The sequence below is a fragment of the Zunongwangia sp. SCSIO 43204 genome (assembly GCF_019904275.1).
GTDB lineage: Bacteria > Bacteroidota > Bacteroidia > Flavobacteriales > Flavobacteriaceae > Zunongwangia > Zunongwangia mangrovi.
In genome coordinates, this window is the sequence record NZ_CP063204.1 from 3,402,802 (window position 1) to 3,429,300 (window position 26,499).

The 26,499-nt window shown below is 34.6% G+C and carries 31 protein-coding genes, 2 tRNA genes and 1 riboswitch; of the genes, 14 read left to right on the top strand and 19 right to left on the bottom strand.

What is annotated here, in order from left to right; genetic code table 11:
- Positions 1 to 33: 33 nt before the first annotated feature.
- Positions 34 to 399 carry a hydroxymyristoyl-ACP dehydratase gene (locus tag INR75_RS15100; protein WP_223089429.1) on the bottom strand — a complete coding sequence of 122 codons (366 nt, stop codon included), beginning with the start codon at positions 397 to 399 and terminating at the stop codon, positions 34 to 36.
- Positions 400 to 631: 232 nt separating this feature from the next.
- Positions 632 to 696, top strand: a riboswitch (Fluoride riboswitch).
- A 37-nt stretch (positions 697 to 733) separates the two neighbouring features.
- Here INR75_RS15100 and INR75_RS15105 point away from each other — a divergent pair.
- Positions 734 to 2,053 (top strand): voltage-gated chloride channel family protein, encoded by a 1,320-nt coding sequence (locus INR75_RS15105; RefSeq protein ID WP_223089430.1) that lies wholly within the window; start codon positions 734 to 736, stop codon positions 2,051 to 2,053.
- Positions 2,054 to 2,068: 15 nt separating this feature from the next.
- On the opposite strand, the gene INR75_RS15110 is transcribed toward INR75_RS15105, so the two are convergent.
- The 12 genes from INR75_RS15110 to hutH form a co-directional block, all read right to left on the bottom strand.
- Positions 2,069 to 2,692 carry an outer membrane lipoprotein carrier protein LolA gene (locus tag INR75_RS15110; protein WP_223089431.1) on the bottom strand — a complete coding sequence of 208 codons (624 nt, stop codon included), beginning with the start codon at positions 2,690 to 2,692 and terminating at the stop codon, positions 2,069 to 2,071.
- Positions 2,679 to 3,449 carry a polysaccharide deacetylase family protein gene (locus INR75_RS15115; RefSeq protein ID WP_255584564.1) on the bottom strand — a complete coding sequence of 257 codons (771 nt, stop codon included), beginning with the start codon at positions 3,447 to 3,449 and terminating at the stop codon, positions 2,679 to 2,681. The genes INR75_RS15110 and INR75_RS15115 overlap by 14 nt, the downstream gene beginning before the upstream one ends.
- Positions 3,446 to 4,510: a beta-ketoacyl synthase chain length factor gene (locus INR75_RS15120; RefSeq protein ID WP_255584565.1), complete on the bottom strand. Its 1,065-nt coding sequence runs from the start codon at positions 4,508 to 4,510 to the stop codon at positions 3,446 to 3,448. Before INR75_RS15120 ends, INR75_RS15115 begins: the two co-directional genes overlap by 4 nt.
- Positions 4,503 to 5,684, bottom strand: coding sequence for a beta-ketoacyl synthase (locus INR75_RS15125; protein WP_223089432.1), 1,182 nt, complete (start codon positions 5,682 to 5,684; stop codon positions 4,503 to 4,505). The genes INR75_RS15120 and INR75_RS15125 overlap by 8 nt, the downstream gene beginning before the upstream one ends.
- 14 nt (positions 5,685 to 5,698) lie before the next feature.
- Positions 5,699 to 5,956 (bottom strand): phosphopantetheine-binding protein, encoded by a 258-nt coding sequence (locus INR75_RS15130; RefSeq protein ID WP_013072188.1) that lies wholly within the window; start codon positions 5,954 to 5,956, stop codon positions 5,699 to 5,701.
- Positions 5,949 to 6,545 (bottom strand): 3-oxoacyl-ACP synthase, encoded by a 597-nt coding sequence (locus INR75_RS15135; RefSeq protein WP_223089433.1) that lies wholly within the window; start codon positions 6,543 to 6,545, stop codon positions 5,949 to 5,951. Before INR75_RS15135 ends, INR75_RS15130 begins: the two co-directional genes overlap by 8 nt.
- Complete coding sequence (locus INR75_RS15140; protein WP_223089434.1) at positions 6,538 to 7,692, bottom strand: beta-ketoacyl synthase; 1,155 nt, start codon at positions 7,690 to 7,692, stop codon at positions 6,538 to 6,540. The genes INR75_RS15135 and INR75_RS15140 overlap by 8 nt, the downstream gene beginning before the upstream one ends.
- Positions 7,692 to 8,108, bottom strand: coding sequence for a thioesterase family protein (locus INR75_RS15145; RefSeq protein WP_223089435.1), 417 nt, complete (start codon positions 8,106 to 8,108; stop codon positions 7,692 to 7,694). The genes INR75_RS15140 and INR75_RS15145 overlap by 1 nt, the downstream gene beginning before the upstream one ends.
- A gap of 81 nt (positions 8,109 to 8,189) precedes the next feature.
- Positions 8,190 to 8,639 carry a hypothetical protein gene (locus INR75_RS15150; protein ID WP_223089436.1) on the bottom strand — a complete coding sequence of 150 codons (450 nt, stop codon included), beginning with the start codon at positions 8,637 to 8,639 and terminating at the stop codon, positions 8,190 to 8,192.
- 9 nt (positions 8,640 to 8,648) lie between these two features.
- On the bottom strand, positions 8,649 to 9,374 hold the full coding sequence (locus INR75_RS15155; RefSeq protein WP_255584566.1) for a lysophospholipid acyltransferase family protein: 726 nt from the start codon (positions 9,372 to 9,374) through the stop codon (positions 8,649 to 8,651).
- Positions 9,375 to 9,530: 156 nt separating this feature from the next.
- Positions 9,531 to 10,262 (bottom strand): 3-oxoacyl-ACP reductase FabG, encoded by a 732-nt coding sequence (gene fabG / locus INR75_RS15160; RefSeq protein WP_223089438.1) that lies wholly within the window; start codon positions 10,260 to 10,262, stop codon positions 9,531 to 9,533.
- Positions 10,259 to 11,797, bottom strand: coding sequence for a histidine ammonia-lyase (gene hutH, locus INR75_RS15165; protein ID WP_223089439.1), 1,539 nt, complete (start codon positions 11,795 to 11,797; stop codon positions 10,259 to 10,261). The genes fabG and hutH overlap by 4 nt, the downstream gene beginning before the upstream one ends.
- Before the next feature lie 175 nt (positions 11,798 to 11,972).
- Here hutH and INR75_RS15170 point away from each other — a divergent pair, with 175 nt between their 5' ends.
- The 4 genes from INR75_RS15170 to INR75_RS15185 all read left to right on the top strand — a co-directional run bounded on the left by INR75_RS15170 (position 11,973) and on the right by INR75_RS15185 (position 15,035).
- Positions 11,973 to 13,205: an NAD(P)/FAD-dependent oxidoreductase gene (locus INR75_RS15170; RefSeq protein ID WP_223089440.1), complete on the top strand. Its 1,233-nt coding sequence runs from the start codon at positions 11,973 to 11,975 to the stop codon at positions 13,203 to 13,205.
- 166 nt (positions 13,206 to 13,371) lie between these two features.
- A tRNA-Ser gene (locus tag INR75_RS15175) sits at positions 13,372 to 13,453 on the top strand.
- Positions 13,454 to 13,487: 34 nt separating this feature from the next.
- Positions 13,488 to 13,562: transfer RNA gene (locus INR75_RS15180), tRNA-Pro, on the top strand.
- Positions 13,563 to 13,778: 216 nt separating this feature from the next.
- Entirely contained in the window at positions 13,779 to 15,035 is a 1,257-nt protein-coding gene (locus tag INR75_RS15185; protein ID WP_223089441.1) for a site-specific integrase, read from the top strand.
- A gap of 7 nt (positions 15,036 to 15,042) precedes the next feature.
- On the opposite strand, the gene INR75_RS15190 is transcribed toward INR75_RS15185, so the two are convergent.
- The 6 genes from INR75_RS15190 to INR75_RS15215 all read right to left on the bottom strand — a co-directional run bounded on the left by INR75_RS15190 (position 15,043) and on the right by INR75_RS15215 (position 18,645).
- Complete coding sequence (locus tag INR75_RS15190; RefSeq protein WP_223089442.1) at positions 15,043 to 15,219, bottom strand: hypothetical protein; 177 nt, start codon at positions 15,217 to 15,219, stop codon at positions 15,043 to 15,045.
- A 67-nt stretch (positions 15,220 to 15,286) separates the two neighbouring features.
- Positions 15,287 to 15,649, bottom strand: coding sequence for a hypothetical protein (locus INR75_RS15195; protein WP_223088881.1), 363 nt, complete (start codon positions 15,647 to 15,649; stop codon positions 15,287 to 15,289).
- A gap of 153 nt (positions 15,650 to 15,802) precedes the next feature.
- Positions 15,803 to 16,240 (bottom strand): hypothetical protein, encoded by a 438-nt coding sequence (locus tag INR75_RS15200; protein ID WP_223089443.1) that lies wholly within the window; start codon positions 16,238 to 16,240, stop codon positions 15,803 to 15,805.
- Positions 16,241 to 17,068: 828 nt separating this feature from the next.
- Entirely contained in the window at positions 17,069 to 17,401 is a 333-nt protein-coding gene (locus tag INR75_RS15205) for a hypothetical protein (RefSeq protein WP_223089444.1), read from the bottom strand.
- The gene (locus tag INR75_RS15210) at positions 17,370 to 17,795 is read right to left on the bottom strand and encodes a hypothetical protein (protein WP_223089445.1); all 426 of its coding nucleotides are present in this window, start codon (positions 17,793 to 17,795) and stop codon (positions 17,370 to 17,372) included. Before INR75_RS15210 ends, INR75_RS15205 begins: the two co-directional genes overlap by 32 nt.
- On the bottom strand, positions 17,776 to 18,645 hold the full coding sequence (locus tag INR75_RS15215; protein WP_223089446.1) for a hypothetical protein: 870 nt from the start codon (positions 18,643 to 18,645) through the stop codon (positions 17,776 to 17,778). Before INR75_RS15215 ends, INR75_RS15210 begins: the two co-directional genes overlap by 20 nt.
- Before the next feature lie 171 nt (positions 18,646 to 18,816).
- Here INR75_RS15215 and INR75_RS15220 point away from each other — a divergent pair, with 171 nt between their 5' ends.
- The 9 genes from INR75_RS15220 to tatC all read left to right on the top strand — a co-directional run bounded on the left by INR75_RS15220 (position 18,817) and on the right by tatC (position 26,425).
- Entirely contained in the window at positions 18,817 to 19,224 is a 408-nt protein-coding gene (locus INR75_RS15220) for a helix-turn-helix domain-containing protein (RefSeq protein WP_223089447.1), read from the top strand.
- A 101-nt stretch (positions 19,225 to 19,325) separates the two neighbouring features.
- A complete protein-coding gene (locus INR75_RS15225) occupies positions 19,326 to 20,288 on the top strand; it encodes a hypothetical protein (protein WP_223089448.1) in 963 nt (320 codons plus the stop codon).
- A gap of 181 nt (positions 20,289 to 20,469) precedes the next feature.
- Positions 20,470 to 21,267, top strand: coding sequence for an HNH endonuclease (locus INR75_RS15230; RefSeq protein WP_223089449.1), 798 nt, complete (start codon positions 20,470 to 20,472; stop codon positions 21,265 to 21,267).
- Between the two features lie 182 nt (positions 21,268 to 21,449).
- Positions 21,450 to 22,112, top strand: a complete 663-nt coding sequence (locus tag INR75_RS15235) for a hypothetical protein (RefSeq protein ID WP_223089450.1) — start codon at positions 21,450 to 21,452, stop codon at positions 22,110 to 22,112.
- A gap of 27 nt (positions 22,113 to 22,139) precedes the next feature.
- Positions 22,140 to 23,344, top strand: a protein-coding gene (locus tag INR75_RS15240; protein WP_086026153.1) for an IS3 family transposase whose coding sequence is annotated in 2 segments (ribosomal slippage) — positions 22,140 to 22,419 and positions 22,419 to 23,344 — 1,206 coding nt in all. Because the reading frame shifts where the segments join, the coding sequence is not laid out codon by codon here.
- 100 nt (positions 23,345 to 23,444) lie between these two features.
- Positions 23,445 to 23,738 carry a hypothetical protein gene (locus tag INR75_RS15245; RefSeq protein WP_223089451.1) on the top strand — a complete coding sequence of 98 codons (294 nt, stop codon included), beginning with the start codon at positions 23,445 to 23,447 and terminating at the stop codon, positions 23,736 to 23,738.
- Between the two features lie 42 nt (positions 23,739 to 23,780).
- Positions 23,781 to 24,188, top strand: a complete 408-nt coding sequence (locus INR75_RS15250; protein ID WP_223089452.1) for a hypothetical protein — start codon at positions 23,781 to 23,783, stop codon at positions 24,186 to 24,188.
- 284 nt (positions 24,189 to 24,472) lie between these two features.
- Positions 24,473 to 25,501: an alpha/beta fold hydrolase gene (locus tag INR75_RS15255; RefSeq protein WP_223089453.1), complete on the top strand. Its 1,029-nt coding sequence runs from the start codon at positions 24,473 to 24,475 to the stop codon at positions 25,499 to 25,501.
- Between the two features lie 96 nt (positions 25,502 to 25,597).
- Positions 25,598 to 26,425 carry a twin-arginine translocase subunit TatC gene (gene tatC / locus INR75_RS15260; RefSeq protein WP_223091957.1) on the top strand — a complete coding sequence of 276 codons (828 nt, stop codon included), beginning with the start codon at positions 25,598 to 25,600 and terminating at the stop codon, positions 26,423 to 26,425.
- Positions 26,426 to 26,499: the final 74 nt, after the last annotated feature.

Sequence of the window (26,499 nt, forward strand, 5' to 3'; positions counted from 1 at the left end):
CACATAAGAATATGCAAATAAGAAAGTCTATTTTTAAACAGCTTTATATAAAGCGCTGAATTTTAAAGCTAAAGCATCGTTTTGTCTTGCCACGCCTCTCACTTTCACAATTTCGCCTTCCAAACTGATCTTAGTTTCCAGAATAAGTTCATCTGAAGTATTAGGATCTACAACAGCCATAAACTTCACATTATTAGCCTTTACCAGAGTAAGCGATTTATTGGTACGTCGCTCTGCCTCCTGCTTAAAAAGATGCATCAAGATCACACCAGGCGTTACTGGTCGATTAGGAAAATGACCGGCGTATAATGGATGTGTTTTTTCAATAGAAAGCTTAGTAATATATGTATCTTCCTGTTGTGTAGATTCTAAAACTTTATAAAAATCTTTAAGCAGCATATAAGGGATTTGAAAAGGCAAAATACAGAAATAAGATGAATATCACAGTTTTTTGCTTAATATTCAATGTTTCATTGGCACCGCCAAAAGCTATGATATCTATAGGTTTGCCTCGAAATTAAATATTAATATCAACAAATACCTTATGGGCTTGCCTAAAGGTATTTTACTATAAGACTTTTTAAAAATGATGAAAAAATTGCCACTTTTTCCATTTTAGCTATCTTTGTTGAAGAAATACGGCAATGAGGTCTGCCTTAAACCGTTCCACCTGGAGCTAATGACATCTACCTTTAATGGCTTACGCCAGTGTAGTATCATTAATTTAAGGCAAATGGATAAAACAAAAATCAAAAACTTTCTTTTCTCATTTCAATTCTTACCCTCTGTAATTTATTTAGGGAAATGGATATTGATCTGCCTGGTTTTGGGTGCCGTAGCAGGTAGTATTTCTGCATTTTTCCTGTGGAGTTTAAATTGGGCTACAGATTGGCGTGAATCTCACCTTTGGATCATTGCTTTGCTTCCCGTAGGAGGTTTTATAGTTGGTCTTTCTTATCATTTATATGGTAATAGTGTCGTTAAAGGAAATAATCTTTTATTAGAGGAATTTCATTCTCCCAAAAAGATCATTCCTTTTAGAATGGCACCTTTAGTACTTTTTGGTACCGTTGTAACACATTTTTTTGGTGGATCTGCCGGTCGTGAAGGTACTGCTGTACAAATTGGTGGTGCAGTCGCAGATCGTTTTACTGGTATTCTTAATTTATCTAATAGCGATCGAAAAATTGTATTAATTGCTGGTATAAGTGCAGGATTTGCTTCAGTTTTTGGAACTCCTTTAGCCGGTGGTATTTTTGCTTTAGAGGTACTTGTTTTAGGCCGAATTCGCTTAGATGCCATTATCCCAAGTTTTATGGCAGCCATTTTTGCAAATTACTTCTGTGAAATTTGGGGAATCGCTCATACGCATTATCATATCGAATCTATAGTTGAAATGACTCCCATAAATCTCCTATGGTCACTTTTAGCCGGGATTCTTTTTGGACTTGCAGCGATGTTGTTTTCTAAATCGACTCATTTTTGGAGCAGCCTATTTAAAAATAAAATTAACTATCCTCCGCTTCGACCAGTTATTGGCGGAGTTGTAATTGCCATTGTGGTGTATTGTATTGGCTCAACAAAATATATAGGACTGGGAGTTCCTACCATTGTTGATGCGTTTAATATCGATCTAAATTCTTATGATTTCCTGGTAAAGATCTTATTTACTTCGTTTACCCTGGGAGCCGGATTTAAAGGTGGTGAAGTAACGCCACTATTTTATATAGGGGCAACCTTAGGTAATGCGTTAATTTGGTTTATACCATTACCAATGGATCTTTTGGCCGGGATGGGATTTGTAGCGGTATTTGCCGGTGCGACCAATACACCAATTGCCTGCACCATTATGGGTATTGAACTTTTTGGGATAGAATCTGGTGTTTTTATTGCAATTGCCTGTTCTACGGCATACTTATTTTCTGGACATTCTGGTGTGTATTCTTCTCAAATTATTGGAAGTCCCAAAACAGATTTATTTTCTAAAGAAAAGGGATTAAGTCTATCTGAAATCGAAGCTAATCGCGCAAAGAAAGAAAGTGAAGCTAAGTAAGTTTCAGTATAAAAATTAAGGTTGAAAAACTGAATCTTTAATAGGTGTATTCATTTTCCAGTTCTTAAAACTAATAAGCGTATAATCCTCTCCAGATTCCTGAAGCTTTACAGATTGTAGCATCTTGTCTTCAGAAAAACGCATGATCACTTTTTCAAACATATCGGCCATGCTCTTATCTTTTGGGGTAATTACAGCTTCTATATGATCATTTTTCTTTAGATACTCTACATCAAAATTCGCATCATCTTTTAGAATTTTTCCATTAAGACTGCCGGTAATTAGATCACCAAGTTTCGCAAAAAGTTTATTAGAAGTCATATCCTGTTTGCTTTTTTGGCCGTCGTCATCGATATAAATAAAATTGTTTTTGAAAAGTAAAGAATATGGATATGGCTTGGTATATTCCCATTTTATAACATCTGGAGATTGATAATAAATCCTACCATAAGAAGTTGTTTCGACATCCAACATTTTAATGACTTTGGTTTGCTCGAACTCACCACACAGACTTTTGGCCGATTCCATTTTCTCTGTAAGTTGTGATGCTGAAGATTTTAAACTTACACTGGTAAAATTATTCTGCTGAGCAAACATTCCTAAACTCCAGAAAAACAGGATAAAACTAAATATACGCATGGATTCTAAATAATTGGTCTGGCCGTATTGCCTGATATTCATTCGCTTGTAGATGCATCAATAATTGTTCCAATATACGAGCTGTTTGCTCCTTGTTATCATGAAGTAAAATTACATCTCCCGGCTTTAATTTTCGTTTAACCCGGTTAAGAATCTTATTTTCATCATTTAAAATCGCGTCGTAAGTTCTAAGATTCCAACCAATCACGTGATGTCCAGTTTTCCGTAAAGCACGTTTTGTTTTTGGATTAATAATCCCAAACGGAGGCCTAAAAAAATTCAGTTTTAAACCGCTAATATCGTTCGCTATAATATCACAGGCATCAATTTCTCTCGTAAGACTTTTTGAAGACAAAAAGCCCATTTTTCGAGTATGAGAATAGGTATGATTCCCAATAATATGTCCTCTTTCAATAATTTGCTTAACAATATCAGGATGCTTTTCCATTTGAGTTCCAATACAGAAAAAGCAGGCTTTCGCATCATATTTATCTAGTAGATCCAAAATCTTTGGAGTAACCTCGGTTGGGCCATCATCAAAAGTTAAGCAGATTTCCTTTTTGGGATGATTCTTTTGATGATGAAATCCTTTTATGAAGACATTCCACCTAATATTGGTTGAAATTGTGATCAAAAAAATAGAATATAAGATCACTAATATCGCCACAGGCCAAAGTGCTAAGCCGTTTATGCCGCAATACATCGCAAAAGCAATTAAAAAGATCCAGATAAAGAAATTTAGAATGCGGAATTTCAAAGACTTCGAAGCAAGGTTAAACTGTGATTTTTCCCAAGATACTGATTATAAATTAAAATAGATTTTGGTTGTTTTACCTCCAAATTATTTAATTTTAATTGCTGCGGAATTTCATTCCTTTTCAAGATTTCAGCCCCAAGCCAACAAGAATAAGCCGTTACCGTATTATAATCGCCAACCCAGTTCTTATAGCCTAACTGAAGCGTATTTTTAAATATCGTATCCTGAAGTTGATGATAATAATGATCAAATCTTATATCACCATTATTCCCTAAGATCACAGCATCCAGATCTTCAGGTTTTAGATCGTTTTTCTTTAAAAACCAGCTGATTTCTTCCTCAAGTTTTTCTTCTGAAATTTCCCGGTAAATCATACAATCTGAAATTTCAGCAAAAGAATCCTGAGTCCTAATTTCTGAAAGTAAAAAGAATGCAGCACCTTCTGAAGTTATCGTTCCGCCAGACTCAGATTGTAGAATTTGAGTAGTATTTATTTCACCGGCTTTCAATTGCCCGTCCAGATTATAAAAAGGCGTACTTGTTTTTGCCAGTTCATCTACACCACCAACCAAAACACAGCGCGTATCTGGATCTTCAGCAAATTGAAGTTTAGCATCGATCAAAGCCGACTCGAACGAAACGCTATTTTGCGTATACGTCATATTATAACCGGTGCATTTTAGATTGAGTGCAATTTGGCCGCCAACTGTATTATGCGTACTCTGGATAAAAGCCGTTGGCGTTAAAAAGCTTTCATTTTCGTCTAGAATATTCTCCAAAAACTTTTCGGTATCCTGCTTACAACCTTCACCAGTTCCCACGATAATACTATCGGGCACTTCTACCCCAGCCTCATTTAAAGCTTGCTTGGCTGCCACCAATCCCATTTTTATCGCCTTCGACATTCGGCGAAGCATCATGGGTTTAATATACTCTTTATAATTTACAGCGGTTGCCGGAAATATATTTTGCTGAAAAGACTTCAAATCTCCCGCAAACAGATCTTCCTCAGTTTGTGCAGCTATGCTAGCCATCCCATTGATGTACATTTTTCTATCCATTTTTGCTGAATATTAAAGAGGTACAATTTCCGCCGAAACCAAAAGAATTTGATAACACATGATCGATTTTAGCCGATTTCAACTCGGTTACAGGTTCTAATTTTGTCTCGTTTATTACCGATTCGAAATTAAGATTGGGATAAATTTGCTGATGTTTTATCGCCAGTAAACTAAACACCGCTTCGATACCACCAGCCGCTGCAAGCGTATGCCCGGTAAAAGATTTGGTACTACTGAATGCCGGCATTTCTTTAAAAGTACGAATTAAAGCTCTACTTTCAGAAAGGTCGTTATTTTGTGTTGCCGTACCGTGTGCATTGATATAATCGATTTGATGCGGATTCAATTTTGCGGTTTTTAAAGCCTTTTGCATTGCCAGGTATGCACCTTCGCCATTTTCTGATGATGCGGTTTGATGGAATGCATCGTTCGCATTTCCGTAACCGGAAACATAAGCTAAAATTTCTTTATTTTCAGCCAATTCAGACGATTCTAAAACTAAATATGCCGCAGCTTCGCCAAGATTTAATCCTTTTCTTTCAGCATCAAAAGGTTTCGGGAAATCTTCAGAATAGATCATTAAAGAATTAAAACCATTCAGCGTAAAACGAGAAAGACAATCTGTACCGCCAACGATCACGCGATCTAATCTACCAGATTTTATTAACCTGGCGCCCATCATGATCGCATTCGCCGCAGATGAACATGCTGTGCTAATCGTAGTAACATAATTATTGATCTCAAAATACCCAGCAATTTGTTCGGTTGTAAAACCCGGGTGCTGCGCCTGGATAAATCTACGATTGGTTTTATCGTTTTCGTATTCTCGATAAAAACGCTCGGTCATATCCATCCCGCCAACACTGGTTCCATTCACAAAGCCAATATTCGTAAAATCCTTGATTTTAGCGTTTTCTAAAGCTTCTTTTAAAGCAATAGTTCCTAATAATGCAGCGCGTGTAAAGGCATGATTTTCATCTAAATTCAAGCTTTTAGCAAGAGCTGTATTTGTAGCTTTAATCTCGCCAATAGGTAATTTTTGATGAATCGTTTCTAGGATTTCAGGAGTCGAAAGTCCGTGTTTTCCATGAATAAGCGAGCTGTGATTTTCTTCAAGATCTTTTCCTATGGCAGAAAAAATACCCATTCCGGTTACAGCTACGCTCCTACTCATAAATAAGTTTTAGATTACTTGGTACGGTTCGCTTCAATAAAATCTGCCATTTTATTGATACTTTCAAAAATCTCACGGCCTTTTTTAGGATCGGTAAGTTTGATACCGTAATCTTTCTCCAGTAAAACGATAAGCTCTAAGGCATCGATTGAGTCAAGACCAAGACCGTCTCCAAAAAGCGGTTCATCATTTTCAATATCGCTCACCTCCATATCCTCAAGGTTTAGCTGCTCTATAATACTGGCTTTTAACTCGGTATGCAAATCAGTCATAATCGGCATCGTATATTTTGCGTATTTGTTCTTCAGAAGCTTCTTTTTTATGAGATTCTGAACTTAGCCACAAAAATACATCATATTCATCATTGTGCAAGTTTAACCAGGCACAAAGCACTTTATTTGCTTTTTTAGATTCGATTAACTGCTTAGAATAATCGATCAATAAATTTGCATTAAACTCATCTTCAATAAAAAAGACATTTTCACTTTTTAATTGATACCGAATGCTAATCTCACCCAAAACAATATTTGGTAAGGTGTAAACAAAAAGCGACGGCGAAGGAAAATCCTTAACCGATTCCTGATAATTTTGATCGCTATCTAAACTTGAACTATTATTACTGAAAACCAAAGCCGTTTCCTCATCGATATTGTTGTTTTTCAGCACAATTTCTGAAGCGATGAATCCCAATTTAGAAAGCCTGTCCATTTTATGGAATTTGGGATATTTAATATTCAAAAACTTAAAAGAAGCCTTCAAAAATCGAGCAATATTCTCTTCCGAAGAAAATATCACTTCGCCATCTAAAATGATTCTTCCATTTTTGATACGCACCCAATGCTCTACACCAAGATTAGCCATTTTCTCCTTCCTTTTTAAAAATCATCGCCAAATTACAGCCCCCAAAACCCGAAGCTGTTTTTAAAACATAGTCTAGATTTATCGATTTTTGATATTCTGTAACCACATTTATTTTCGTGGAAACTCCATTTTCAGTGAAATTTAGGCTCGGATAAATCTCGCTATTCAGCATCATGTGTTTGCATAAAATTGCTTCGATCAATGCCGAAGCGCCCAACGTATGCCCGTAATATCCTTTTATGCTATGCAGCGGAATTTCACCTAATTCACTTCTGGAAATCGCAATCGCTTCCATCTCATCGTTATAAAGCGTAGCCGTGCCGTGCGTGGAAATAGCTTTAATTACTTCGGAAGAAATCTGAACTTCTTTTAGCGAATTCTGAATGCTTTTATACAAACCTTCACCCGTTCGTGATGGTCCCGAAATATGATTTGCGTCGTTTGCTGAAGCATCTCCTGCCAGGCTTACGTTAACCGAATTTTTCTTCGGAAGATCGCTTACCAGGATCGCTGCAGCAGCTTCGCCAAGATTGATCCCGGTTCGGTCTTTGGAGAAAGGCTTGCAATCATTTTCACTAAGTGCCTGGAAAGAATTAAAACCGGAAACAACGAATTTCGATAACATATCGCCACCAACAACGATGGCTTCAGAAAATTTCCCGGCATTGATCATTTTCTTAGCAACGGCCAGTGCCAATCCACCAGAAATGCAAGCGTTAGAAACTACAATTGGCTTCAGTTTAAAGCCAAAAAAATCCTTGATAATATTGCCCAAATTCGATAAAAATTGGCGCTCTTTTTTAAAGTCGCCGAGATCTTCCAAAAGATGAATATTACCTTTAGTCGTAGAAATAATGAGCCCGGTGTTGTCAAAATCTATTTCCGGATTTTTATCTAAAACTCCCTGAACCGCCAGCAACATCATTTGCTCGAGCTTTGTAAAGTCTTGCGGATTCCCAATTTCAGCAAAAGTTTCAGTCAGTATTTCTGAATTAACTATTCCCGCACAAATTTGAGTATCAAGAAACTGATTATTATTAAGTTTCTGTAAACCTGTACTTCCGCTTCGTAGATTTTCAAGATTTTTTGAAGTAGTAAATCCAAGCGGAGAAATTATGCAATCGTCATGTAAGTAAAGCTTCTTCATTAAATAAGCCCTATTTTCTTTTTCCAATCTAGAAAAAATGAAGGATTATTAAGCACTAATTCTCCATTTTTATCTGTAAAAACCTGCACCGTTTCACCGGTACAGATCAATTTTTCGTCTTTAAAAATTCTGTAATTATAAATGATCTTTGCAGCGTCTGTTGGAATAAAAGTGGTTTCAACCGTAAATTCATCCCCATATTTTAAAGGCTGTTTATGCTCGCAAGTAGATTTTACGATAGGTGTGGCAAAACCATTTGCTTTGGCATCTAAATAAGAAATACCGTGTTGCACACCAAAATCTTCGCGACCTTCCTCGAAATACTTCAGATAATTCCCATGCCATACAATTTGCAAAGAATCGCATTCGCTAAAACGCACTTTCAGTTTGGTATGTATGCTTAACTTATTATTCATTTTTGAAAAATAAGCGCATTAGAAAAGACGATGCTGAAAAGAATTTTGCTTCAAAAGATCTAATTAAAGCTAAATTATGGCTTAATCTACCGTTACGGTTTTCATTTCTGAAGTTGCGATCACCTGCTCATTTTCATCTAAAGTTTTTGCCGTAACCAAAGTCACTTTCATTACTTCATGTAAGATTTCGACATGCGTAGTAAGCTGCTCGCCTACTTTTGGTAACCTAAAAATTTCAACCGACTTAATCGCGCCAATAAATCCTGTTTGTGGTTTTTCCAATCCGCCAATATAGCCCTGATAACCACGATGCAGCGACATACTTTGCGCCATGTGCTCTATAAGTCCAGGCTCAGAAAAGATTCCGTTTTCTACCAAAATATTATCGGCCGGCACCAAGAATCCGGTAATTCCGGTAAGTTTAGTATAATCGTGCAGTTTATCGACCATTACAAATGGTGGTTTCTGCGGAATTAGTTTTATGATCTCCTGTGGATCTAAAATAGGAGCTTCAAGTAGTTTTTCTGCCATAAAAATTGTTTAGCTGAAATCATTCCAATAGTCATAAAAATTATACCACTGATGTGGATATTTTTTGACCATTTTTTCAAGATTTTCAAGATACGCTTTTAAAACTTCTTTGGGAGTATTTTTTTCAGGAATATAAGGCCTTGCATAGAAATGATAATGGAAATTTTTCTCACTCATTATATGCACAAATAACACCGGAATATCATTTCTAATGGCCAGTTTAAACGGTCCCTGCGGAAATTTTGCCTTAGCGCCCAGAAAATCAGCATTCCATGTTTTAGCTTCTTCTAAATAGCGATCTGCCGCAAAAACCAGTAATTCATTATTCTTTAACGCCTGGTTCATTTTAAAAATATGAGAAAGGTCTTTTTGTAGCACTATTATTTTAACAGCCGATTGGCCCGTAACCGACTCCATGTAATTTTTGATGTTCTCGTGTTCAAAATCACTAATCACCAAATTAATTACAGCGCTGGTATGCTTTTCGTCAAAAAAATGTTTTGCGAGATTAAAGTTACCAATATGCGCGGTAAGTAGAATTCCGCCTTTATTTAATTTTCGAAGGTTTTCGATATGTTTTATGCCATCAAATTCGAAAGTGTATCGATCTTTCATTCCGGCCGTGATCACTACGCGATCTAATTGAACTTTCCCGTACTTAAAGTAAGTTTTGTAGACATTTATAAAAGCACTAAAACCAGAATAATTTAATCTTCTGCGGAAATAATAGTACATACTTCGCGAAGAAGTTGGTGCAAAAATGAAGAAATACAGCGCAATAAAAATCAGTAGAAAATAAGCCGGATATAAACCGAAGGTTCGAATTATAAATACGTATATCCGAATTGTTAACAGCGTTCCGCGTGATTTTCCACTCCAGCCTGCCATGCTTTAAGAATATAATCCGCCGTTGATATTAATCACCTCTCCCGTGATGTAAGAAGCTTTTTTTGAGGCCAGGAAACTAACCAGATCAGCAACTTCTTCAGCATCACCAAATCGCTGTAACGGAATCATTTTTTTTAGTTCTTTTTCATCAAAATCGGCCGTCATATCTGAAGTTATAAATCCGGGAGCCACGGCATTTACGGTAACTTTTCGCTTCCCGATTTCCTGCGCTAAAGCTTTTGTTGCTGAAATTACCGCTCCTTTCGCCGCCGAATAATTTACCTGTCCGGGATTTCCTTTTACACCAGATAAAGAGACTATATTGATGATTCTGCCATATCTTTTTTGCAGCATACTTTTTACAAATTGCTGCGTCACATTATAAAATCCGTTTAAAGACGTATTGATCACCGAATGCCAATCCTCTTCTCCCATCCACATAAATAAACCGTCTTTAGTGATTCCTGCATTATTCACGATTACTTCAACAACAGCTTCAGGATTCGATTTTTGCCAGTTTTCAAGGGAATTTTTGGTTGCTTCAGCATCTGCAACATCAAATTTTAGCAAATCGCAGGTAAAATTACTTTGTTGAATAATTTTGGCGGTCGCTTCAGCAGCTTCAGTATTCGAATGATAATTCAGTAAAATATGATACCCCAAATCTGCCGCTAATTTTATAGCGATGGCTTTTCCTATTCCGCGTGAACCTCCTGTTACTAAAGCGTATTTCATTTATAGATTTCGTTTTCTTTTAAAGACTTTGTAAAATCTTCTATTGTTTCATATAGTGGGAAATCGTGCTGATCGTCTAATTCAATTTTATGTTGAAATTGTTTAAAAACAGCCTTTGTTTTTTCACTAAAACTATCCAGATCGCCAATATATTTTATTCCCTGAACAATCGCCATCATTTCTACCGCAAGCACCTGGTACGCATTATCGATCACCGTTTTAGTAATGTTTGCTGAATTGGTTCCCATACTCACAATATCTTGATTATCATTATTATTCGGGATGCTATGCACGTACATACTGTTTGACAGCGTTTGATTTTCAGCAGTGGTTGAAACCGCCGAAAACTGCGCACCCTGCAATCCAAAATTGAGCCCCAATTTACCTAAATTCACAAAAGGCGGGAAAATTTCGTTCAGTTTGCTATTCAGAATATAATTTAATTGCCGCTCGGCCAACATCGATAATCGCGTGATCACGAGTTTTAATTTATCCATTTCAAGCGAAATAAAATCGCCGTGAAAATTTCCGCCGTGATAAACCATTTGCTTTTCTACGGAAACAATTGGATTGTCGTTAGCCGAATTTACTTCGTCCATCAAAATCTTTTCTGCGGAATTTATCGTATCCAACACCGGACCTAAAATCTGCGGAATGCAGCGCAAACTATAATATTCCTGAACTTTCTCTGAAAAAATTGATTCAGAATTTGACGAATCTCGATATAAATGATCCTGCCTGTTTTTAATACGTTGGCTATCCTTCAAATGATCTCGCATCATTTCAGCGATACTATGCTGACTTTCATGTAATTTCGATGCATTTAATTCCGAAGAAAAATGATCTGAATAAGCCGAAACCAGTTCATTCAACATTGAAGAACAACAAACCGACCATTCCAATAATCGCCGAGCATGAATCAAATTTACGATCCCAATCCCCGTCATTACTGAAGTTCCGTTGATCAATGCCAAACCTTCTCGCAATTTAATTTCGATAGGTTTTATATTCAATTCCTTAAAAACCGATTTTGTAGATTTTCGCTCGCCTTTATAAAAAACCTCTCCTTCACCAATCAAGACTAGGGCTAAATGCGCTAGCTGTACCAAATCGCCAGAAGCTCCTACTCCACCGTGTTCAAAAATAAGTGGTGTGATATCATGATTGATCAATTGCTGCATCGTTTCTAAAACCGAAATATTTACTCCGGAATATCCCAAAGAAAGCGTGTTTAAACGGGCCAGCATTGAAGCTTTTATGTATAAAGGATCGATAGGTTTCCCGGTTCCAGAAGCATGACTGCGAATAAGATTATATTGCAGTTGCAAACGATCTTCGTCTTTAATTCGGTATTGTGCCATAGGCCCAAAACCCGTATTTACACCATAAATCACCTTATCTTTCGCAAATTCCTGTAGAAATTGAAATGATCTATCTGCTTTTTGAAGAATTTCATCGGAAATTTCAAGATTTTGGTTTTCAAATAAAACCTCTTTGAAATCACTTATTTTTAATGGAGCTTTGATGCTAAGCATAATGATTTGGTTAGGCGAAACCGCAATCGGTTCAGCCGCAAATGTAGTATATTTACTCGATAATCGAGATTTTATGAGCGCTTTGACTGTTGTTTACAATTATTGATTTACAGTTTTAAACTCAAAATCAGATTATTGAGAAAGATTTTTAGAATTCCAAAATTTCATTGAACGCATGAAAAGAGAATTTACCGATATTTTAATTATTGGCGCCGGGCCATCGGGAATGGTTTCTGCCGGTTATCTTCAGCAACATAATGTGCAACTAAAAGTGGTCGAAAAACAGCGATTTCCGCGTTTTAGCATTGGCGAAAGTTTGATTCCGCGTTGTATGGATAATTTTGCTGAAGCCGGTTTATTGGAAACGATTGATAAGCATGGATTTCAGCGAAAATTTGGTGCTCGTTTTATCAAAAATGAGTTGGTAGGAGAATTCGATTTTAGTCAGAAGTTCGGCGAAGGCTGGGATTGGACCTGGCAGGTTCCAAGAGCTGATTTTGACAATATTTTAGCCGAAGAAATAGCCTCACGCGGCGTAGATATTGCTTTTGAAACTGAAGTGATCGCAGCAGATTTCAGTAAAGAAAATCCTGTTATTACCATTCAGCATAAAAACGGTGAACAAACCGAAATTGAAACCAAATTTGTGATCGATAGTAGCGGTTTTGGCCGTGTATTACCTAGATTATTAGATTTAGAGAAACCATCTAAACTAGAGTCGCATTCATCAGTTTTCACTCATATCGAAGAAAGCAATCGTCCAAAAGGTAAAGAAGGCGAATTGATCACTTTTGAGGTTTTAGAAACCGAAGTTTGGTTTTGGTATATTCCTTTTTCTAACGGAAAAACAAGTTTAGGTTTTGTGGCGCCAACAGCATGGTTTGATCAATTTGATGATGATCCTGAGGTTGCTTTTTCTCAAATGATCTCTAAATTGAACTATTATAAAGGCAGATTTGATGATTATGAGCCTGAATTTATTCCGAAGAAAATAAAACATATCGCGAAAAGCGTAAAATCTCTCTACGGAAAGAATTTTGCTTTAACGGGAAATAGCGCTGAATTTCTAGATCCTGTGTTTTCATCTGGAGTTAGTTTTGCAACAGAATCGGGTTTAAAAGCTGCGAAATTAGCCTTAAAAGAATTAAATGGCGAAAATGTAGATTGGCAAACAGAATATGAAGATTACATGAATGAAGGTATTGCTGTGTTTTCGAGTTATGTAAGAGATTGGTATAATGGTGATTTACAAGATATTTTCTTTCATAGATCACCAAATCCAGAATTTAAGAAACAAATTTGTGCAGTTTTAGCCGGATATGTTTGGAATAAGGAGAATCCATTCGTAAAAAAACATAAACGGATTATTGGATCTGTTGCTAAATTTATAAATCTAGAAAATTATTAAATTTTTTATTTATTTTAAATAGTTGACTAAAAACAGATTAAACTGGAAATGCATTCAAGCCTCGAAATTATTGAGAAAAAAAGCTAAAAAAGGTTTGCAGGCTTCGTAAGTTTAAAGTAAGTTTGCAACCGCAAAAATGATTGCGACGTTCTTTTTAAAATTACTAGGAGAGGTGGCAGAGTGGTAATGCAGCAGCCTGCTAAGCTGTCATCCTTCGGGATGCCCGGGTTCGAATCCCGGTCTCTCCGCAAATCGCGTCCAAGTCGCGATCAATAAATAACTCGGGGTGTAGCGTAGCCCGGTCATCGCGCCTGCTTTGGGAGCAGGAGGTCGCAGGTTCGAATCCTGCCACCCCGACGAACTAAGTACCAAACTTTAGCAAAATCACTGAAAATCAAGCATTTTCGGTGATTTTTTGTTTTAGGACATACCATCTAAAACCAAAGTTTATGGATCTGTTCAGTGAATGATTCGGTGAATGCTTTTTCTTCATTTATTTCTTACCTTAAGAGTGCATAACGGCTGATTTGATTTTCGTCTATAGTCATGTTTGTTTCATTAAAAAACCAGCTTATGCCAGAGTTTACCACCTTTTCCGTATTATTCTTTACCAGAAAGATCAGCAAAAATGCAGAGAAACTTTCTATTTATGCCCGTATTACCGTCAATGGTAAATCAGCCGAAATGAGCCTCCAACGTAAAACTTCAGTGAATGAATGGGACTCTTCCAAAGGACGGCTTCGAGGATCTAGCGGACGCATCAAACAAATGAACCGTTACTTAGATCAGGTTTACTACCAATTATTAGAGACGCACAAGCGTTTATTAGAGAAAGATAACCTAATTAGCGCCAAAGCCGTTAAAGCTGCTTACAGCGGTCTTGATGAAGATCACAAAAAATTGAGTGATATCGTAGATTATCACAATTCACAGATGCAATCGGTGTTAAAGTGGGGTACGCTAAAAAACTACTTTACCACCGCTAAATACCTGACCGAATTTTTAAAACAAAAAAGAAAAGTAGATGATATCTACTTAAAACATATCAATTACCGATTTATCACGGAATTTGAACATTTTCTACGCACCTATTCCCCGAGTAAAAAAAGAAAGACCTGTTCTACCAATGGCGTGATGAAACATTTGGAGCGGTTTAAAAAGATGATTAACCTTGCTATTAAATTAGAATGGTTACAGAAAAATCCATTTCAGAATTATAAAATGAAGTTTGAAAAGAATGAACGTCAGTTCTTATCGGAACGGGAATTAAAATTAGTAGAAGACACCTATTTTAAAAGTGGTTCTTTGGAGCGTGTAAAAGATATGTTCCTTTTTTCCTGTTATACCGGACTCACCTATGCTGAACTGAAAGAACTCACCAAAGATCACATCGTAAAAGGGATGGATGGTAAAGATTGGATTTATACCAAACGGGCAAAAACCAATGAGCCTATAAAAGCTCCCCTACTGAGCAAAGCCGCTAACATTTTAAAAAAGTATAAGGATCATCAATATGACCTTATTGATGAATGTTTATTTCCTGTATTATCCAATCAAAAGATGAATAGCTACGTCAAAGAAGTGATGAAAGCTTCAGGAGTTCGAAAACATATTACGTTTCATTCGGCAAGACATACTTTTGCTACAACAGTAACTTTATCTAATGGAGTACCGATCGAAACGGTATCCAAGCTTTTAGGACATACCAAGTTATCGACCACTCAAATTTATGCAAGAGTGATGGAAAATAAGATCAGTAGTGACATGAATAACCTGGAAGAACTCATAGCAAAGAAGAAAGAAGACAAAACAAAGCGAAAAAATAAGTAGTAAAACTTTATTGTTTAGCCTTTAATCTTGCCAGTGGTTTTTTACCTGAGATAAATAACCCTAGCCCCATACCTATCAAAAGACCGTAGAGTAGAAAAAACATTCCGCCACCAATCTCGAAATAGATTAGTAATGCACCAATAATGATAAATACGATTCCGGAGAGTTTAAATTTATTATGCATGAGACTAAACTACTGATATATGATTAAAAAACAAAAAAGGTTATCGAGTAGTCTTCGGTAACCTTTTTTATTCTAGTGGAAATTCTTCTTCGTTTTGATTAAACAAATCAAGTAATTCTGTTTTTGGATCGAGCATAAAATGCTCTAATTGTTTTAAGGCTTTTTCTTGTATTGCCCCGAAACTTTCATACTCCAAAGATCCGGCAGCGATATACTCCTCATCCAAATCTAACACTTGAGACAAATAAGTATCATCTTCGCCATAATAATAAATGATAGCATCAGAGCCTAAAATATTAAGCTCTAGTGAATATTGAACATGCTCAAAATGCTCTTTAGTAAAAAATTCAGGTAATGTAAAAGATATTGTTTTGCTTGATGGATCAAACGAAAGAATGGTAGGGATATAGAGTTTTCCAAGATCAAACATCAGATTTGGTGTTTTCAGTTCATCTTACACTAATGTACTAAAAGATTCATATACCTAAACCAATTTTATCAATCTAAAAATCTAATTTTAACGTTGACTGGAACTCACGATTAACTCACAGTTAAATGCCTTATTATTTAAATCTATTATTTCTTAAGTAGAATAAATATATAGTAATCGCATTCCAACAAATGAAAAGCCACCGAAAAGAGAGAGCAAGATGATAAAGATGACATAGAATCTTTTAAAAGCTTTTAAATTTTCTTTGCAGTAAAGCTGAGGGATAAGCTTAAGTCTTGGCTTTAAAAATTTTTTAGACAGAAATAGATATCCAATTATGGAGATCGCGAATCCTAAGTAAATTAGAAAAATAGGAGTATTTGAACCATCAATACTGATATCAAAAAGAAATAAGTCTATTGAGCTATGAATGAATAATATAGAAAAGAAAATTAGGACACCTAGGGAATTTCTTATTGCAACATATGCCAAATGTTTAGCTTGCTCAAAATCTTTACCCTGACTAAATTCATATACCAATGAAAATCTTGTATAGACTTTATTTATTACCTTCAAAATAGCTGTTCTCATTAAATCTAAATAATTTTTAAAAATAAATTATACAAAGAAAATGACAAAAAAAGGAATAGCAAGAGGATAACACGCAGAGCGCTGTTATAGTTGTTCATTTAATTGATTTTCAGTAATTTATATATTTAACTCAAAATATTTTTTACTAAATTTCCAGTAAAACCTCTGGGAAGCCCTATAAACAGGCAATTTTTTACAGTAAAAATTAGTAAAAAATGAAATCGAGGGTTTAAATTGGAAAATCCTCACCCTATTTCCCTTCACTATGTTGCAGTCAAAACGGTTCGTCAAAATGGTCTTGAACATAAGCCAAAAGCAAACAATAATACAGATGGATTGAAGCGGAATATTTGCTTTTGGCTCACGTTCGCTTTAGCAACATTCCAGTAAAGTTGACCGATCTATATTTCATAGTTAGAAGTTTACTGTGAATATTACAGCCTTACCTTTTTGATATAAAAAGAACAGGATTTAGCATTAGCGGGCGCATAAACCGGTCAGCTTCGCTTTCCTATTTATAGCCCTTTCCTAATCCTAAATCCTGTAGAAGAATCAATATCAAAAAGGTAATGTGACGGCTCTAAAAGAAGTAAATGAAATAATCCTAAAGCCTATTTCATTTGATCTTTAGTAGTGCTTCAATGGAACTAAAAAGGCAAATGCTCTGGATAAAAAAAGTAAACGCAATCAAATAATCCTTTCCCTTAAACATCTCTTTTTTTTCGTTGCAACCATAGGGCGCAAACAAGATTGTGTCCACAGACACACATCTTGAATTAGCACGAAATTCCGTTTTTTATTCTATTAAGTGCTTTAAAAACTTTTCTATTATATTTTATCATCATCTAGCTTATCTAATACTTCCAAGGTTTTATCAATAAATTCTTGTTCCTCTATAGGGATTAAATCTAAAGCATGCCTTAAAACATCTGAAACGCTTCTTTCAGGTTCTTTAATTTGGCGTTCAAAGCAACTATCCATTCCCTCTAACGCCAATACACTAACTTTAATAAGGTCTTCTATAAGAAACATGAGATAGAGATGATTTTTTACTGGAAAATAAATACGTTGATAATCTTTGAGATTTGCATGTGGTGTAAGCCTTCTTATATGTTCTTCTTCAAAGCTTTTAAGCTTTTTCATGAGTTTTTCTTTTTTCATAACGTTCTTGATTTTTAAGGATTTGTTTTTTGAGTTTCTTTGGGAAATGAATGTAATCCATGTCATTTTCCAGTATGGCTATAATTTGTTCCAATTGAAACATATCACCATCGGGCATTAGTTCAATGACCATTTCTATTACTAATTGAACACTGGAAGTTTTACTTTGGTGGCTTAAGTTTTTAGAATGAAAATCACCATCACCATCTAAGGCTAACACACAGACTTCCAGTAATGATGTAATACGCATCAAGTAATCTGTATAGTCTTCAAAGCGAATGGTGGCATTTCTAAAAGTATGACGCTTGGTTTCTTCTTTTTTTAAACCATAGGCTGTCGCTCCGATTCTCTTAAGCTGTTTCAATTTTAGTTGATCAAGTTTTCTCGTTTTCATGGGATGCTTTTTTTAAAGTTTGTAATTTGTGATTTACAATGGGTAAGAGATAATCTAAAAGACATTGGCTATAAGAATGCGCCATGCTTAGTTCTGATACTGAAAATAAAGAGCTACTTCGATAGCGAAGTTCCGTATGATGAAAGCAAAAGATCCTTTTTAGTGGGGATTGTTCGAATAGGTTTTCTGAAAAAATATTAGGTGGTATTTCATAGCAAAATTGAACAAGTTTAAAAAGGTATAACGGTTGGTGATGTTGCGGATGGTATTGCAGGAACGCATAAATAGTTCCTAAGCAAAGTTGCTCAAAAGATAGTCGTATTAAATGAGCGCTTAATATTCCAGCGTTCTCTTCAATAGTACTTAAGTGTAGACAATGTTTTGCTATCGCTATTCGATCTTGTGTGTAGTTGGTTATGCCTTTTATATCCAGTTCAGGGATTTGGCTGAGTTGTGAAGGAGCTAATTCAAAAAGAGAACCCTCAACCAAACCACCTGATTGGATTATTTTAGAAAAGAAGTATTTATTATTATCAGAAGCAGCAATAATTTGCTTCGGCATATAGAGCAGCAAGCTAATGGTATATTTTCCGCCGGAATCTTGACGGACAATATCTGAAAGGTTAGCAACGGCATTTGGGCTAATATGCTTGCTTAATAGCAACAAATAAAAATGATAGTGTTGCTGTTGCTTGGAAGCATCATTATTTAGGGAATTATGAGTTCCCTGTCCTGATGATTGCATGCCGAAATAGTATAAACTTGCAATTTCGATATGCTTTTTGAGGATTTCCGTAATTTGGCTTAGCGCAAATTCGATAACTTTGGGAGGATGCAAGTTGGTAAGCATAGATCAAAAGGTTTTAAAATGAAACTTCAGTGATGGTCAATGAGCCTTCAAGTTTTAAAAAGAATTGACCGTAGCAAACCAGAATGACCAGTAAAAAACAATTGAGAACTTGTTTTTTACTCCAAAGGGTAATGAGGGCAACTTTTAAAAAGATTGTTTATCTTTGAGATTATGAGCACAGCAACAAAAACCAGTCATATCGGTAGAAAGATCAGCCGAATCAGGGAACTTCGAGGAATGAAGCAGGAAGCCCTTGCCGCAGAATTAGGGATTAGCCAACAAAGTGTATCCAGCTTAGAACAAAGCGAGCATATTGAAAGTGAAAAGTTGGAAAGAGTAGCAAAAGCTTTAGGGGTGAGTAGAGATGCAATTGAGAATTTTTCTGAGGAAAAAGCAATTAATTACTTTAGCACTTTTCATGATAATAGCGTAAATCATGGGAATAACAGTTATTGTACTTTTAATCCATTGGATAAATTAGTTCAGGCTTATGAAGAAAAAGAAAAGCTCTACGAACGTTTGCTTCAAGCTGAAAAGGAGAAAGTGGCTTATTTAGAAAAATTGTTAGGTAAGAAATAGTGAATAAGAAAATATATAAGATTTGAAAATAAGTGTCGATAACCGGTTAATATTTCGGTAAATCGGCACTTTTTTGTTTATAATAACTGTTGTGCACGATTATGAAGAAACCACAGAACATAATAGCTCAGATCATTAAAAATGTCAAAAAGAAAAATTGGAATTGCCTTGTTAATGACTGCGAAAAAAATTCAATAAACTCTCATTTAATTCAGCAAAATGGACTTTTGAGCAATATCACAGTAAAGGGTCACTTAATAGAATTAAAGATGTCAGATGCTAATAGATGGAGAAAAGAGGAAATCCCATATGAATTTAAGCATTTAGGTATTAGACAAGCTCTTTCATACAAAGTGTTTTGCAACGAACACGATACAGAAATATTTGAGCCAATTGAAAAGGCAGATAAGGATTTTGAATCCTATGAAGCTTTTACACTATTTAGTTATAGAGCGGTTTGTGCAGAAATCAGGAAGAAAATGATGAGTATTGAACAACACAATAGAATTATTAATGCAAATACCTTAGATGGAAAAATTGATAAAGAGTCGATACAACTTGTAATTAATGGAAATGAATCAGGCCTTAAAGATTTAAATTTTTTAAAAGAAAAGCTTGAAAAAGAAATTGAATCTAAAGAAGATAAATACTCATATTTCACGTATAAATATCCTAAAATTGATATTTATGCTTCTGCAGTTTTTAGTGCTAACGATTTAGATTATCCAAAAGAAGATGGTGCACTCGATGTAAAGAATATTTATATTCATATTCTGCCTTTAGAAGAAGAAATTATTATTTCTACTGGTTATCATAATGAACATACTTCAGATGAAATAAAAGAATGGTGTAAATCTTGGGACAATTTGAGTCAAGAAGACTTAGAATTGAAATTGACAGAATTGTTTTCTAGGAATATTGAAAATTGGGGAATATCACCTTCTCTTTTTGAAAAACTTAAAAACGAAAACAAAAAGAAATACATAGAAGTACTAAAGAAGAACGCGAGTTACTTTGGAATTGCTAAAAACAAAGATCATTTTAACTTGTTTGAAACAGCATAACAATGCACAACAATGGTTAACAATCAATAGCTGGCATCGTTAGAAAGAGAATAATTAACTTGACCAACAAACTAATACTAAGCCGACAAATCCGCGTCCCGCACTCCGTCAACTGGAGATAACCGATAACCGAAACAGTTGTGAGGAATAATCAAAAAACATTCTAAATTTAAATAAACCAATGGCTGAACTAAATCCAAATCGAATAATTTTCGATACTGCAAAAAAAGTTTATGAAGGAAATTTATCAAAGAATGACGGAATAAATTCTCTTGTTATGGAATTAAATATGAACAGAGGTTCGGCTCAAATGATTATAGTACAGATATTTCCAAAACTTTTGAATGGTGACCAATTTACAAGGACATTGAGTGTAGATTTATTTAATAGCTTTTTGCGATTTATTTTCGAAGATTATGGAGCTGAAAGACTGAAAATTTCACTTTCTGCATTGAAATTGCATATTGATTATATTAAGGAAAAAGGAGATGCGAAAATAAAATTACGGAAAATCTATCTACGCTATTTAAATGATTTATCAGTAAATGATGAGCCTTCAATTGTTGACGAAATTGAACAGGACGAAATTGCCAATCATTTAAAACACAGAACTAAAAGTGTCTTAATCGATGAATTAAAAAACTCAGAAATTAGTAGCTCGGAAAAGGTTACTGTGAACCATAAAACTTACAAGCGTAATAATAAGATTGTTGCGCTGATCAAAATATTACGAGATTTTAAATGTCAGATTTGCGGACAATTTATTTTAAAGAGAGATGGTTCAAAATATATAGAGGCAGCTCACATAGTTCCAAAGCATAAAAAAGGAAACGAAGATCCTAAAAATATAATTTTACTTTGTCCAAATCATCATAAGGAATTTGATTTAGGAAATTGCGAAATAACTAAGCATACTTATAATGAAATTAAATTTAACCTGAATGGAAACCAATATTTATTGTCTTTAGCTATTGATTAAATTTTTGTATAAATTACTACAAAGTACAACGTATAGCAAAAATATGGCTTTGTTCCCTGCGAATACCAAGCCGCAAGCATAAAAGTCGAGAATTCTAGCTATCTTAGTTCAATTCGCAACTGATTATTATACAAACGCATTTTGCACGATTACAAATACCGTAAATTTGATTATAACAAATAATGAATAACGAAACTTTTGGAATGACTTTTCAATATGCAATTTGTTTGCATTTTAAAATTGAAAATGACATTTCTATTAGCCGAATAGATCAAGGGTTACTTGAATCTTTCATTGAATCTAAAATATTAGACAAAATATTTAGAGGGAAACCAAAACCAGTTGAATATTTAACTACTTCCAAAAAATTTACATCACCTTATATCACAAGGTGTCCTCATAATTTTTTACTTGAAAATGAAGAAACTTTTTCTGTAAGAACTTTTAGAGATAAAGGGAAAATGTTTGCACCGAAAGTAGTAGGTCAAGCGGGAGATGAAACATTCAATCACTTTTTTGGAGATTTATATCCTGAAACCATAAATAGAAGTAACTTTAAAAATTTCTGTTTAACAAAAATCAACGAAATATTACCAATTGTTGTTGACTACGCATTAGTTAGTGATTACAATTGTTGGTTCTACAGAAAAGATGACCAATTTAGTTATGAAGTTTTAAAAAGAGATGACCTGCCTGAATTAACATACAACTTTTCTGATTTTTCATTCACGAAGCCAACAACTACAAGTTGGAACGAATCTAACACTGTAAAATTTAAAGGCAAAACAGTTTTAGAACTTCAATTACACAACAACAGAAGAGGATATATGGAATTACTACATTAGACCGGACACTAAGTTGAGAGAATATTTTTGCTAGTTATTACCTTAGCAATTATGAGAAGAAAATCTAAACATTACACCTTAGAATTTAAACAAAAAGCAGTCGAGTTAAGTTATGCTAAAGGCAATGTAAAACAAGTATGTGAAGACTTGGATATATTTCCATCTGTACTTTACCGTTGGCGTAGAGAGTTAAAAGATTACGGTAACAACAGTTTCCCTGGCCGTGGTAATCCTAAAATGACCGATGAAGAAAAAGAGATAGCCCGATTAAAAAAGGCATTAAAAGAAGCCGAGTTAGAACGAGACATCTTAAAAAAGGCCATCAGCATCTTCTCCGCGAGCGACAAGAAAAATACAGGTTTATAAAACAACACCTTATGAGATTTCCTGTCGAGACGATGTGTAAAATATTGAAAGTAAGCAAAAGTGGCTATTACCATTGGTTACAATCGGGACCAAGTAAATTATGGTTAGAAAATCAAAAGGTAACTGGGCTTATTAAATCTATATTTAAAGATAGCTTTCAAAGCTATGGTTCACCTAGAATAAAAACAGAACTAGAGACATTAGGCTATAAAATATCAAAGCCTAGAGTTGCACGTATTATGAGTGCTAATTATTTGTTTGCAAAACGAAAACGTAAGTTTAAAGCAACCACATATAGTCAACATAATTACCCCATAGCTCCTAATTTATTAAACCAAAACTTTGAAGTAAGCCGACAGGATCAAGTTTGGGTAAGCGATATAACCTATATCAAAACCAAACAGGGCTGGTTATACCTTACTGTCATTATTGATTTGTTTAACCGCAAAGTTGTTGGATGGGCTCTAAGCGATAATCTAAGTACAGAAGACACTATTATTAAGGCTTGGCATATGGCTATAAAGAAAACTACTTTAACCCAGTCTTTAATTTTTCATTCCGACCGAGGTATACAATATGCCAGCCATAAGTTTACCTCATTAATTAAAAGTTACAATGGCTTAGTAAACCAATCTATGAGCAGAAAAGGTAATTGCTGGGATAATGCCATTGCTGAATCGTTCTTTAAATCATTAAAGGTAGAATGGGTTTATAGGCACAATTATAAGTTGAGATCTGAAGCGGAGTTATCCATCTTTGGATGGATAGAAACTTGGTATAATAATAGAAGAAGACATTCCTTTTTAGGAAATAGAACTATAAGAGAATTTGAATTAGACATGTATAACCTTAAACTAGCAGCGTAGTCATTCAACTATTTGTCCAGTTTTTTGTTGCAAGTCCAATTAGAAATGGAGTACTGATATGAAAAACCTATACTGGTTCAGAATGATTTGTTTTATAACGATGGCAGGTGTTGCTAATGTTAGTCATGCACAAAATTACGATTCGGTGGTAATTGAAAAGAAATATTTTAATCCATATATTGATAATCTTGTTTTCAAACGAAATAAGTCTTTTAACTATAAAATATCCATTTCAGATAGTACCAATACGTATGATATCTGTATTTTAAAAAATGGGGAAATCAGAAAAATTGAAACGAAATCAACTGGTACAGATTCAATCTTAGCTAAATTAAAAATTGTAAGCTTTAAAATTATAAAACCAGGATTTTTGAAGAGAACAAATAAATTTTAATCTGAATTAAGAATTGATTATCAGTTTTCTAATAATATCCGTTTGAGTTCATGGACTGGATTAGTAGAAAATAAATCCAATATTTGGTTTCATCCAGCAAGAAACAATGGCTTAGAAACACTAGAGTTAGCTCCTTTTCCTTACATACAATATCCGTTAAGAGAAAATAAAATTTGGAGGGATGCTTTGAAAATTAATAATCATTGGAGCAATTTTACAGCAATGAATTGGAAAGATAGTCTCGTAAACCAAGTTACATACGTGATCAGTGGTAAGAAACTCTTAGAATATAATAACAATGAAATTAGCTGTTGGATTATAGATGCAAAAGGATCGAATAGAATTGGAGAAAGTTTTCTTACTAGTTATTTTAATGAAGAATTAGGTTTTATTAAATTTGAATATAAGACTATCGAAAATAAGCAGATAGTGTTTACGTTACAGAAATAATCAAGCCTAGATTTTCTCAATTTTTGATTTCATGGATCTTAGCTAATTGGGTTAATCGTTTCTTTCCTTCAGCTCACGCAGCTTTTAAAGTTTTAAATGCTAAATATAATCGATTTCGTTCTTGTAATCTTCCACGCATAAATAGAAAACACAAAATTTCGTAGCAAATAGACGATGGCGTTAGATTGAAAATAATTAACTTGACGCACTAATTTATACTAAGCCACTACATATCTTTCTTTTTGCCTTAAATGAGGTTCAAACGGTAAGGGTTTAGAATTTCTATGAAAGCCACAATGAGATTAATATTTAAAATTTTCAAATGGATTGGTAAAATTTTAGCTGGATTAATTATTCTACTATTATTATCTGGGTTATGTTTTAGATTGTACAGTTCAAAACCTAACGCACCGGGAAAACTAGTTAATGTTAATGGCACTAAACTGCATATAAGAGCAGAAGGAGAACAAAATGGGTTACCTACCCTCATTCTTGAAGCCGGTGCAGGTAGTAACACTGATATGTTACATTGGCTTGCAAAAGGGTTAAAGGAAAATATGCGTGTTATTCGATATGATCGAGAAGGTAAATGGTTTAGTGAATCCAGTAAAGACAGTATTACGCCAGAATTTTATGCTGAGAAGTTACATGAATTACTTGAAAGAAATGGTGAAAAACCACCTTATATTTTAGCAGGTCATTCGATGGGTGGAGCATATAATTTAATCTTCAGAGATCTATATCCAAATGAAGTAAAAGGAATTGTTTTTCTAGATTCGAGTCATCCCGAACAGTGGGAACGATTAGCACAGAACAAGTTATTTAGTGAAAGCCAAATAACATTTGTAAAAACCATAGCCGTACTTGCCGATATTGGTATTATTGGAGCTTTTAATACACTATTTGAATCTGAACCTAGAAATGATGGCTTACCGAGAGATTTACATATACGTTCCCAAAATCTAACAGCATATTCTGGGAAAATTTTTCGAAGGTACATAACGGAAAGTGACATCAACGAAATGATTCTTGAGAGAGCAGGTAAAATTAAAAATCTTGATTCTTTACCTATATTAGTTTTTACCGCAACTGAACAATACGAAGAATCTCAAAAAAACAAATACAGAAAACAAGGTGTTGATCCAGATGAGGAAATTGAATTATGGTATGAGATGCAAAAGGAATTGAAAGAACTATCCACTAATTCAAAGCAATTTGTTATTGAAGCTAATCATGGTACTATAATTACTAAAAAGGAAAATGCAGCTCTAATTAATAAAGAAATACTTTCAATGGTAAAAGACATTAATTAGAAACTCTAACGAAGCTCAAATAGCAATTTCAATCACTAGCCGTATAAGTAAACTTGCAGAAACATTTTGAAAATTAATAAGAAAGCGAATATTGTAATGAACCAAATAGGCCAACCTGAAGAAGAACCGGGAATGTCATTTCTAGACCATCTTGAAGAATTAAGATGGCATTTAATTCGCGCTGTCCTCGCTGTTGTTATCGCCGCAACCATAGCTTTCTTTCTCAAAAGTTTTATATTCGATGTTATTTTATTCGGTCCTAGTAAAGGTAATTTCTGGTCATATAATATGCTTTGTCGATTGTCTAATTTTTTTGGTGTAGATGGTGGTTTTTGTTTTGAAGAGTTTCCATTTACAATACAAAGTAGAACCATGGGCGGTCAGTTTTCAGCTCATATATGGACTTCAATTACGGCCGGTTTTATCATCGCTTTTCCATTTATTATGTATGAATTCTGGAAATTTGTAGCCCCGGCAATGCATGAGAGTGAGCGTAAACATGCAAAAGGCTTTATTTTTGTAACTTCAATTTTGTTTTTTATTGGAGTAATTTTTGGATATTATGTGGTTACGCCTCTATCTATAAACTTTTTAGGGAAATACAAGGTAAGCGAAATAGTGTTAAATGAATTCGATTTAAGCGATTATATAGGATTGGTAAGAACCACTGTTATAGCCTCTGGGCTTATATTTGAGTTACCAATTCTTATTTATTTTTTGACCAAAATTGGTCTTGTTACTCCCAAATTTTTAATAACATACAGGAAATATGCACTAGTCATTGTACTAATTTTATCTGCTGTGATCACGCCTCCGGATATTGTAAGCCAAATTATTGTAGCTGTGCCCATACTAATCCTATATGAAGTAAGTATTATAATATCCAAGTTAATTTTCAAAAGAGAAATTGAAATTAAGTCATGATTTTTTAATTTGATAAGTACATCCATACAGTGAAGAAGAGTAGTTTTTTGTATGAAATTTCTAAAGTGTATATT

Coding starts and splice junctions, on each gene's coding strand:
- INR75_RS15100 (WP_223089429.1), bottom strand. CDS start 399: ATGCTGCTTAAAGATTTTTATAAAGTTTTAGAATCTACACAACAGGAA.
- INR75_RS15105 (WP_223089430.1), top strand. CDS start 734: ATGGATAAAACAAAAATCAAAAACTTTCTTTTCTCATTTCAATTCTTA.
- INR75_RS15110 (WP_223089431.1), bottom strand. CDS start 2,692: ATGCGTATATTTAGTTTTATCCTGTTTTTCTGGAGTTTAGGAATGTTT.
- INR75_RS15120 (WP_255584565.1), bottom strand. CDS start 4,510: ATGGATAGAAAAATGTACATCAATGGGATGGCTAGCATAGCTGCACAA.
- INR75_RS15125 (WP_223089432.1), bottom strand. CDS start 5,684: ATGAGTAGGAGCGTAGCTGTAACCGGAATGGGTATTTTTTCTGCCATA.
- INR75_RS15130 (WP_013072188.1), bottom strand. CDS start 5,956: ATGACTGATTTGCATACCGAGTTAAAAGCCAGTATTATAGAGCAGCTA.
- INR75_RS15135 (WP_223089433.1), bottom strand. CDS start 6,545: ATGGCTAATCTTGGTGTAGAGCATTGGGTGCGTATCAAAAATGGAAGA.
- INR75_RS15140 (WP_223089434.1), bottom strand. CDS start 7,692: ATGAAGAAGCTTTACTTACATGACGATTGCATAATTTCTCCGCTTGGA.
- INR75_RS15145 (WP_223089435.1), bottom strand. CDS start 8,108: ATGAATAATAAGTTAAGCATACATACCAAACTGAAAGTGCGTTTTAGC.
- INR75_RS15150 (WP_223089436.1), bottom strand. CDS start 8,639: ATGGCAGAAAAACTACTTGAAGCTCCTATTTTAGATCCACAGGAGATC.
- INR75_RS15155 (WP_255584566.1), bottom strand. CDS start 9,374: ATGTACTATTATTTCCGCAGAAGATTAAATTATTCTGGTTTTAGTGCT.
- fabG (WP_223089438.1), bottom strand. CDS start 10,262: ATGAAATACGCTTTAGTAACAGGAGGTTCACGCGGAATAGGAAAAGCC.
- hutH (WP_223089439.1), bottom strand. CDS start 11,797: ATGCTTAGCATCAAAGCTCCATTAAAAATAAGTGATTTCAAAGAGGTT.
- INR75_RS15170 (WP_223089440.1), top strand. CDS start 11,973: ATGAAAAGAGAATTTACCGATATTTTAATTATTGGCGCCGGGCCATCG.
- INR75_RS15185 (WP_223089441.1), top strand. CDS start 13,779: ATGCCAGAGTTTACCACCTTTTCCGTATTATTCTTTACCAGAAAGATC.
- INR75_RS15190 (WP_223089442.1), bottom strand. CDS start 15,219: ATGCATAATAAATTTAAACTCTCCGGAATCGTATTTATCATTATTGGT.
- INR75_RS15195 (WP_223088881.1), bottom strand. CDS start 15,649: ATGTTTGATCTTGGAAAACTCTATATCCCTACCATTCTTTCGTTTGAT.
- INR75_RS15200 (WP_223089443.1), bottom strand. CDS start 16,240: ATGAGAACAGCTATTTTGAAGGTAATAAATAAAGTCTATACAAGATTT.
- INR75_RS15205 (WP_223089444.1), bottom strand. CDS start 17,401: ATGAAAAAAGAAAAACTCATGAAAAAGCTTAAAAGCTTTGAAGAAGAA.
- INR75_RS15210 (WP_223089445.1), bottom strand. CDS start 17,795: ATGAAAACGAGAAAACTTGATCAACTAAAATTGAAACAGCTTAAGAGA.
- INR75_RS15215 (WP_223089446.1), bottom strand. CDS start 18,645: ATGCTTACCAACTTGCATCCTCCCAAAGTTATCGAATTTGCGCTAAGC.
- INR75_RS15220 (WP_223089447.1), top strand. CDS start 18,817: ATGAGCACAGCAACAAAAACCAGTCATATCGGTAGAAAGATCAGCCGA.
- INR75_RS15225 (WP_223089448.1), top strand. CDS start 19,326: ATGAAGAAACCACAGAACATAATAGCTCAGATCATTAAAAATGTCAAA.
- INR75_RS15230 (WP_223089449.1), top strand. CDS start 20,470: ATGGCTGAACTAAATCCAAATCGAATAATTTTCGATACTGCAAAAAAA.
- INR75_RS15235 (WP_223089450.1), top strand. CDS start 21,450: ATGAATAACGAAACTTTTGGAATGACTTTTCAATATGCAATTTGTTTG.
- INR75_RS15245 (WP_223089451.1), top strand. CDS start 23,445: ATGGCAGGTGTTGCTAATGTTAGTCATGCACAAAATTACGATTCGGTG.
- INR75_RS15255 (WP_223089453.1), top strand. CDS start 24,473: ATGAAAGCCACAATGAGATTAATATTTAAAATTTTCAAATGGATTGGT.
- tatC (WP_223091957.1), top strand. CDS start 25,598: ATGAACCAAATAGGCCAACCTGAAGAAGAACCGGGAATGTCATTTCTA.